This is a genomic window from Candidatus Zixiibacteriota bacterium (genome assembly GCA_036480375.1).
In the GTDB taxonomy this organism is placed as follows: Bacteria; Zixibacteria; MSB-5A5; order GN15; family JAAZOE01; genus JAZGGI01.
On sequence record JAZGGI010000031.1, the window covers coordinates 52529 to 62498 of the forward strand.

Consider the following 9970-nt stretch of genomic DNA (forward strand, 5'->3'; position numbering starts at 1 on the left):
AATTTATATAAAGTTTATTGTTCAATACATAAGTTGTTATTAAATAGTCATTTACATGAAATCACATGTTGCGTGTGTATCTTGACGAATAAGTTATTGTATATTATTCAGTTATAGAATTTGGAAATTAGTGTCATGAATTAAAATGTGAGGCTATTTCAATAAAATCATTTTCTTGATATCGTTAAGTTCTTTTGAATCAAGACGATACAGGTATATACCTGATGATACCCGTTGTCTACGACCATCCTTGCCGTCCCAGACCACTTCATGATATCCCGCGGAATATTGCTCATTGGCCAAAATTCGTATCAATTGGCCCACTATATTATAGATATCAATTCTAACACGGCCTCGCTGTCCTATCGTAAACCCGATAGTTGTGGCCGGATTAAAGGGATTGGGATAGTTCTGTTCCAGGCTATAAACTCCCGGGAGAATATCCTCAGTGACAATATGAGATGGATTAAGATATGCAACAGGAAAGCAAATATTTCCTCCAAACTCAGTAGATATTTGATTTCCATCATTATCCAGCAAACCCAAAAACCCCGCAGTCGAAATCGAATCAAAGCAAATCGTTCTAATTTCGTCGTTTACAACGCCACTGGGAATGAAATTGACGGCAAACTGATATTGATTTAAGCCGGGCGGCAGCCCCCCTTCAATCGATGGTACCGCCGAAGCCGAAAAGCTCAAATTGTCTGAATCAAGACCGTCAATATCGTTTTCGCTGACGATCAATCCTCCCGATATCGGCCAGATAGCTTCGTGATCTTCCATCCTGCCATTTTCTGAAAGCGTTACAGCCTGTGTGAGTGGTCCCAGGCCTTCGGTTTGCGCGTCATATATCCAGGAGGCTCCATCGGGTGAATAAATCTTGATGCCGAATTGCAGCCCGCCGATTTTTTCGGGATTTTCAATGCCTATCAATAATTGATAACCTCGCTCGTTGCTATCGACATAGATAGTATCGTTGTCACCCAGGATTTTGCCATCGATTTTGTCATAAACGGCCAGACTTACCGAATTAAATGCGGCCAGCACCGAATTCAGTTTTACGAGGGGGACATAAACGAAATCGCTGTTGCCGCTAATAATATTATCGGTTACCAAATCGGTTTTAAGAGGCCCCGTACGAATACGCCAATCAAGCCCAAACTCACCGGTGTTTCCGACCTTGGCGGTGTCGAAATATATGCCCGACCCGTGTGACCAGATTGTATCAATATCAATTGATTCACTTTCATAACTGAAATAGGCAGTGAAATAATCATGTCGACCTGAGTCAAGATAAGTACTGTCGAAAAATATAAATCCAACATACAGATAAGCGCTGTCGTTTGATACAAATGACGTCTTATAATCGGTCGCAGTTATTGGCAAATGCACAACAATGGAATCGCAGTTTATCCAGTTTTCTGACCATTTAAACCCGGTTCCTCCCGCGCCGACGGCCGAATCATTATAAATTCGAGATGTTATCGAAAAGCCTTCAGGGGCCCCATCCCAAAAGCCTCCTGAAATATCAATAGTATCGGCTTCACCCGGATCATTATCATCGCGGCCAACGTCATAAACGGTGATGACGACTATCTCCGAATCGACGTCATAATTATCTCGGGCATAAAACGTGACACTTATAAACTGAGATCCCGATTCAACCTGATTGAAATCAGGAGAAAATTCAAAAATCGCGATTCCGTTTCCGAAATCGACAAATGACGCGTTTCCGTTAAAAACAGAATCATCGGGCTGTGGCGATATAGAGATTTCCGGGAATATCTCTTCTGGATCACTGCCGGTAATTTGTATCTCCAGTTTGCGACCTTCATAAACAAAATGTCCCCCGATATCATCCAGTACCGGAGGAAAATCTCCTTCTTCCACGGTTATGGTAACCGTTAGCTGGCTTGAATCGAACTGGGGAGTGCCTTCGATGCTATCGGTGGCAAGGAAATCTACATCGTAAATACCGCCCTGAGTAGGCCCGGGACTGAATGTATATTCCCCGGTTAATTCATTGAACGAACTATTCGGCAGCGTATCAAGCATAAAAATATAGACGTCATTGCCTTCCGGATCGGAAGCTGATACTGTAAAATTGAGAATATCGCCTTCAGCGACCACTTGCGAGTCTATCGGAATAAATTCGGGCGGCTGGTTGCCGGCATCCGTGACAGTGATTCCGACGGCGGCGGTATCATAAAATAATCCGTCGTAAGCCATGAAATAGACGGTATAAAATCCGGCCTGCGTATAATCAGGCCTGAAAATAAATATGCCGGTATCACCATTATTTGTGAAATCACTATTGGTCGGAAGAGAGTCAACCGATAATGTCACTCCGATATTGTTAGGATCGGAAGCGATAACAAAAAAGGTCAGGGTATCATTTTCAGGAATCTCTTTATCCGGTATAGGTTCAATTATTGGAGGCTCATTGGGGCCGATAACCGTTATCACGACGGTTTCCGAGACCGTCTCAATCCCGTCGCTGGCGAAAAACGTCACCGAAGTATCTGCCGAGCCCGTTCCATATTGAGTTTCATCCGGAGTAAAGGAAAACAATCCGGTTCCATCGCCGTTATCTATAAATGAAGAGTTATTGGGAAGAGGCGATGAGGTTGTAATAGCTGGAAATGTCCCATCAGGATCGGATGTCATCACTGTAAATGACAGATTTGTACGCTCGACAACGGTTTTGGGCTCTATCGGCTCAATTGAGGGGATTTGATTGCCGGCGTCAATAACCGTTATGCGCACGACTGCCGAATCGGTGTTATCCAAATCGTAGGCGTAAAACCAAACATCATATTCTCCGGCCTGCGTATAATCAGGGGCAAATTCAAATGTCCCACTGCCGGTACTGCTGTTGGGAAAAATCGCATTCTCGGGTAAATATGAGGCGCTCAAATTCGGAGCCGAGCCATCTGGATCTGAGGCGGTAACGTCGAATATCAGGCTGTCCCCTTCAATAACGGATGTATCGGCGATTGGATCAAGTACTGGAGGAGGGTTGGAATCCAGAACCATGATAGTGACTTCAAAAAAATCCTCATCGGTTCCGTCATGGGCAGAAAATGTGAGCGGGTAAAAACCATCATTGTCATAACCTGTTGAAAAAGTAAATGACCCGGCGCCATTTCCGCTATCGACAAATAAAGCATTACCTCTAAAAATCGGATTAATATCCGAAGGCGACATATAGAGACTGATATCATCCCCCACATCGGGATCGGTCGCTTCGATTTTCCAAACCAGTTCGGTGGTTTCAATAATCGTCGTATCGGCTATCGGGGTTATAACCGGCGGATTATTTTGCGCCAAAGCGAATGCCGGGAAAGAAATAAGGGCAATAACAATTGTAGTAACTTTGAAAAATTTCCAATTCATATTTTCAGGAACCAAATATCCGTTTACTCAAATTAACCTATTCCGGAATATAGTCAATAGTATTATACAATATTAACCAATCCGGGATTAATATAGTACTGTCTGATGCAAAATTGACTGAGCCATTTCCAATAATACCAAAAAAAAGCCCTCTCAAATAAAGGAGGGCTTTTGAAAAAACTCATGCAAACTTATCGCATCAAAACCATTTTACGGGTTTCTACAAATTCATCGGTGACCATTTTGTAGAAGTAAATACCGGACGCGACTTCCTGACCACTGTCGTCATCGCCATGCCATTCGACAAAACCGGGACCGGCTTCGACTTCACCGCTCATCAGGGTATTGACTCTCTGACCCAGAATATTGAAAACAGCGATATCAACATTGCTCTTGCGGGCTAATGAATAATTAATGCGAGTCACCGGGTTAAATGGATTCGGATAATTCTGCTCTAAACCATAGGTGTAGGCGATGGCAGGATTATCACCGGCCGCACTACTTGTAGACTGCTCGACCGTAACTTCAATGGCGCCGCTAAATGCCGCATCGAAAGTCGACCCCCCTAGAGTCACATAAGTCCAGTCGCCGCTGGCGCCGATTTTGGTTGAGTCAACAGTAAATACAACCGTAGCGCCTCCGGGAACATTAAGAGAAAAATAATAATTAATCATGTGCTCCATGGCGCCTGCGGGAATACCATTCCACATGGCAGCTCCACCCGGCAAAACAGAATCCGGAGCAAGAGAATCGGTGCTGACCTGGGCAATAAGAAATCCTCCCATATCAAACGATCCTGTCGGGGAAGGATCAAAACGACTGGAACCCTCAACCGTTACAAATCCGCCATTATTACCCGTAGAATCCCATCCGCCTACTTGCGGTTCCCAGTTGATATTCAATTCCGCGTCGCCCTTGAAAACCAGGCCGAGGGACATGCCGCCCAGTATCACATCATTCTCAAGCGACATTTCAACTCGATATAAATTAGGGTTACCGTCGCCGTCTTCGGCGTAAATGGTCGAACCATTGGTCACATAGGCGCCGTCGGTAACATTATATAAAGCAATCGCAACCGAATCAGCCGCCTGAGTAACGCCAAACGACATTAACATAACGGTTAAAAACGTTAACAGTAAAATTCTCATACGCTCATGCCTCCATGCGCATTCATTATTGCGCTCATTGTTTAATTTTTTATTGTTTTCCATTTTGCTCTTTCTCATACCTTATAGACGCATGTAAAAAAGATACGTCAAAACAAAGTACGAAAAATTCGGTGCCAGTCAATACAAAAATGACACTTTTTTTCTATTTTGTTATACGGCGGTGGAGGGTACTACTAAAATACTAGCCTGGTTCAATTATGTCAAGGCATTTAATTTAACCGACTAAGCCCATGCTGATATTAAATGGCTCTGACGCCGTTTGTAAATTCCTTGTATCCGCCTCCATTTTAATAAGTTATACGCCGCGATTACCTGATATTCGCGGCATATTCATGTTTTTTAATCCTCAATCGGCGGTGGCCCGTACTTGAAGATAAAGTTCACCAGATAGAGAGCGTCACCGACATTAACTCGCGGACCATCGATACCGTCATTGTTGACATCCGCGGCTTCCATGACAATCGGCGGATCACCCTGCTTAAAAACGAAGTTGACAATAAAGATCGCGTCGGCAATATTTACCGTAGCGTCATTATTCGCGTCACCTCGCAGGAAGGTCGCCACCCGGGTCCACTTAAATAATGTATCCGTTAAACCGGCGGGGTCTTCAACAACGTAACGGAACAGATGCATAGCGCCATTTTGAGAGGCGTCGGGAGTAAATGTCAGGCTCGCCGCACCGTTGCCCGAATCGACCAAGACTGAGTTGGGCGGAGGATTTATCATCCAGAAGAATACTGGATCAAGATCAGGATCGATGGCCTGAATATGATATTCGATTGATTCTCCCAATATTACCGTCATCGTATCGGACGGAGAAGTGAAAATGGGGGCCTGGTTGCCTGCTTCCTGAACCGTTATCGATACATATTCCGAATCAGCCAAACCGTCATGGAGGGCTATAAAGAGAACATCATAAGTTCCGGCCTGAACGTAATTGGGCGTAAATCGGAATGTTTTGGGCATGCCAGTTGAGAATAAGATGGCTGAATTCGCAGGATTATTCTCAACAATAATATCAGGGGTCCCGCTTCCGGGATCGGTTGCGGTGATTAAAACATCAAGCGTGTCACCTTCAACGACCGTCTGCGGACCGATCGGTTCGAGAATTGGAGCGATCGGTGTATTTGTAATAGTAAAGTTGATCGGTCCAAAGGTTCCAAAATCATCCGGGTAATTGGGATCGTTGTCATAAGCCGCAAATATTAAGGCGTAGATTCCTGCTTGGGTATAATCCGGCGTCATTGTCAGAGTCGCGGTGCCGTCACCGTTGTCAACAAAATCAAAGTTAGGTGTGTTCTGAACCATGATCATTCGGGGCGGAATGCCATCGGGATCAAAGCCGGATAGGTTATATACCAGAGTACCGCCTTCGGCCACCGTCTTGTTTTGACCCGGCGGAATCTCAAGCAAATAAGGCATCTGGTTGATATCATTAATCACGATTTGAATGATGACACTATCAATCATATTCGCGTCATCAGCGTCGGTCGCGTAGAATGCAATATCATAAGTTCCGGAATCGGCATACGAAGTTATCCATTCAAAGCTCCCGGTATAATTGCCGTTATCTACGAAGGTAGCCGTGCTCGGTAAGGTCGAAGTAGATAGTATCGGCACAACCATATCTAGATCGGAACAGGTTACATCAAAGCTGATTGCAGCGGTTTCATTGACGGTAACGCTGGCAATCGGATCTAAAATCGGCATCTGATTTCCGGCATCCTCAACCGTTATTGTGACCGTTTGCGTGTCGGCCAGTTCTCCATCGCTCGCGATAATCAGGATATCATAAACTCCCGACTGAGTATAACCCGGCTGCCATGAGAAATTGGCCGTACCATCGCCGTTGTCGGTGAACGTCGCGCCGCTGGGAACCTGCTCTGCGGTCAGGGTCGGAATAGTTTCATCGGGATCAAGAACGCTGATTGCAAATGTTAAATCAGTCGCCTCCGTCACCGTCTGAGGAGGTATTGGATCCAGAACCGGAGCCTGATTACCCGCTTCAAGAACCTGAATCAGAACATTTACTTTATCAATATCAAAACCATCGCTGGCTCGGAATTCAACTCCGTAAATACCCGCCATCACGAAGGTCGGTGAGAAAGTAAACATGCCGGTTCCGTCGAGGTTGTCCACAAATGACGAACTATCCGGTAAATTCTCGGCTGATAAGGTTGGAATTCCGCCGTCTGGATCGGAGGCCGAAATCGTCAATATCAGTGTCTCGCCCTCCGGTATCATCTGCGGCATTATTTCCGCGATTTCAGGCGGAGCATTCCCGGCCACCACGGTAATTTCAACATCAATCGAAGCTGACATCGGTGAGGGTGAATCATCAATGGCGATAAACTTGACCGTCAGAACGCCGGCCTGGCTATTATCCGGAGTAAATCTGAACAATCCGGTATTGTCACCCTGATCTACGAAAGTAGCGTTATTGGGAACACCAGAGGCGGTCAGGAAAACTCGGCCAGAACCGTCAGTAGTGGAATCGGAAGCAGTTACTGTAAATTCAAGAGTCTTGCCGACGCTGACTCCAAAAGGACCAATCGGATCGATCGTCGGCGGCTGATTTATTTCAATCGTGATTATTTCAACTATGGCAATATCGGAAAGCTGAGGGCTGCCGTCATCGGTTGCGTAAATACGGACGGTATCTACGCCGGCCGACCTGAAATCGGGAGCATACATAAACGTCCCTGTTCCGTCAAGGTTGTCGGTGAGCGTAATTCCCGACATATGCTGGTTAGAGGTGTAGCTGAATACTACGTTATGCCCATCAGGATCCGAGGCCGATAAAGGAATAATCAGAGTGTCATTTTCATTGACCGCCTGGGGGCTGATAATCGGATCCATTGTCGGAGCCTGGTTACCGAGCTCGGTGACGGAAACTAAAACAAACTCACTATCAGCCAGAATACCGTCGCTAGTAATGAACGTAACCCCATATACTCCGGCCTGAGTGAAATCGGGCGTGAAATCAAATGTACCGGTTCCGTCAAGGTTATCAATGAAGGTCGAATTGACGGGTAGATTTATGGCCGTCAGAGTCGGAATGGTTCCATCGGGGTCGGTAGCCGTTATCAAAACATTTAAGTTAGTACCTTCGGTGACAAACAGAGCGCCAATCGGATTCAATACTGGAGCCTGATTTCCGGCATCGGCGACATTTATCGTCACCAGCTGAGAAACTGAAGCGGACCCATCATCAGCAAAGAACGTGATATCGTAACTGCCGGCCTGATCAAACGATGGAGTAAAATCAAAGATTCCCGTCAAAGCGTCGAAGGTCGCGTTCGGCGGCAGAACCGACGTTGACAACGTCGGTGGCGTCCCGTCAGGATCGGAAGCGGTGACTACGAAATTAAGATTCCCACCTTCGTTGACCGCTTGCGGAGTCGCGATAGGATCAAGCACTGGCGGGCGGTTAGTATTCAGAACCGTTATAACTACCACTTCGGAGTCAACCAGGATTCCGTCAAAGGCTTTAAAGATGACGTTATATACGCCTTCCTGAGTATAATCCGGATTGAAGTCAAATAAACCGGTGATGTCATTGAAGGAAGCGTTGGCCGGGACTCCCGTCGCGGACAGAGTCGGTGTTGTACCATCAGGGTCGGACGCCGTCACGGTTAAGTTCAGATTGGCGTTTTCATAGACTATCTGGGAACCTATCGGATCCAGGACCGGAGGCTGATTACCGGCATCGGTAACTGTAATCTGGACGATTTCCGAATCAATATCAATGCCGTCATCGGCATAGAAGGTAACAAAATGGTCACCCGCCTGAGTGAAATCAGGATTGAAATCGAAGATGCCAAGGACCGCGTCAAATGTGGCGTTGGCCGGTAAAACCGAGGTCGAAAGCGTCGGAATCGTTCCGTCGGCATCGGTCGCGGATATCGTGAGATTCAAATTCGCGCCTTCGGCCACTGTTTGAGCGCCGATAGGATTGAGCACTGGCGGCTGATTGGCGTTGGTTACCGTAATCTGGACAATCTCCGAATCGGTTTCTAATCCGTCGGTGGCATAGAACGTTACAAAATGATCACCACCCTGGGTGAAATCAGGATTAAAGTCAAAGATTCCGGTTATATCATCGAAATTCGCGTTGGCCGGAAGGGCTGAAGTCGCGAGAGTCGGGATAGTTCCATCCGCGTCAGTCGCGGTGATTGTCAGATTTAAATTACCACCCTCCAATACCGTTTGCGGCCCGATCGCCGCCAGTACCGGAGCGTCATTGACAGCCGTTACCGTAAATATCGCATCATCACTTCCCGTCGCCAGACTCGGGTCTCCCGCGGTGAAAGTGATCGTTTCCGAGCCATTCCATTCAACACTTGGAATCGTGATAGTCGCCACACGATTAATATCTATCGAAACTGTCAGCTCAGTATTACCCGAATAACTCCATGTCATCTCAGTATCAAGATTATCAACGTCACTGACATAATCATCTAAATTGATAGTAGCAAATGAGGCGCCCTCGGCTATTGTCTGATCCGGAATACCAGCCACCACCGGAGCGTCATTAACCGGTGTAACCGTAAATGTCGCCGCATCACTGCCGGTCATAAGTCCCGGGTCAGAGGCGATAAACGTTATCATCTCAGAACCGCTCCAATCGGCATCGGGGATTGTAATGGTTGCTACTCTATTGACATCTATTGAAACTGTCAACTCGGTATTACCCGAATAACTCCATGTAATTTCGTCATCGGCATTATCAACATCGCTGACAAAATCATCAAGATTGATAGCCGCGAATGTCGCCCCTTCTGCAATTGTTTGATCCGGAATATCCGTTACAACCGGAGCGTCGCCTACTGCCGTTACGGTAAATGCCGCGGGGTCAGAACCTGTTGCCAAACTCAGGTCTTCAGCAGTAAATGTTATCGTTTCACTACCGTTCCATTCGGTAGATGGAATCGCAATAGTAGCGACCCGGTTGATATCAATCGCGACAGTAAGTTCGGTATTCCCACTGTAACTCCAATTCATTTCGGTATCGAGATTATCAACGTCAGATACATAGTCATCAAGATTTATCGTGGCGAAGCTCGCTCCTTCCGCAACCGTCTGGTCGGGAATATCTGAAACAACAGGAGCGTCATTTACGGCTGTCACCGTAAAGATCGCCCCGTCACTGCCCGTCGCCAAACTCGGGTCTTCTGCAGTAAACGTTACCGTTTCCGAACCGTTCCACTCCGTAGATGGAATCGTGATAGTCGCCACACGATTGACATCTATTGAAACTGTCAGCCCGGTATTACCCGAATAACTCCACAGCATCTCAGCGTCAGTATTATCTACATCTGTCACATAATCATCAAGATTGATAGTAGCAAAACTCAAACCCTCAGCTATCGTCTGATCAGGAATATCTGAAACAACAGGAGCGT

The 9970-nt window shown here is 46.4% G+C and carries 3 protein-coding genes; all 3 read right to left on the bottom strand.

Annotated features, from left to right (window positions below; genetic code table 11):
- Positions 1-153: 153 nt before the first annotated feature.
- Positions 154-3396 carry a T9SS type A sorting domain-containing protein gene (locus tag V3V99_10145; protein ID MEE9443012.1) on the bottom strand — a complete coding sequence of 1081 codons (3243 nt, stop codon included), beginning with the start codon at positions 3394-3396 and terminating at the stop codon, positions 154-156.
- Positions 3397-3587: 191 nt separating this feature from the next.
- Complete coding sequence (locus V3V99_10150; GenBank protein ID MEE9443013.1) at positions 3588-4544, bottom strand: T9SS type A sorting domain-containing protein; 957 nt, start codon at positions 4542-4544, stop codon at positions 3588-3590.
- Between the two features lie 360 nt (positions 4545-4904).
- Positions 4905-9970, bottom strand: a 5066-nt coding sequence (locus V3V99_10155) for an Ig-like domain-containing protein (protein MEE9443014.1), incomplete at its 5' end; no start/stop codon positions are given.

Excerpts from the sequence above, each read along its gene's own strand:
- V3V99_10145 (MEE9443012.1), bottom strand. The coding sequence starts at position 3,396 with ATGAATTGGAAATTTTTCAAAGTTACTACAATTGTTATTGCCCTTATT.
- V3V99_10150 (MEE9443013.1), bottom strand. The coding sequence starts at position 4,544 with ATGAGAATTTTACTGTTAACGTTTTTAACCGTTATGTTAATGTCGTTT.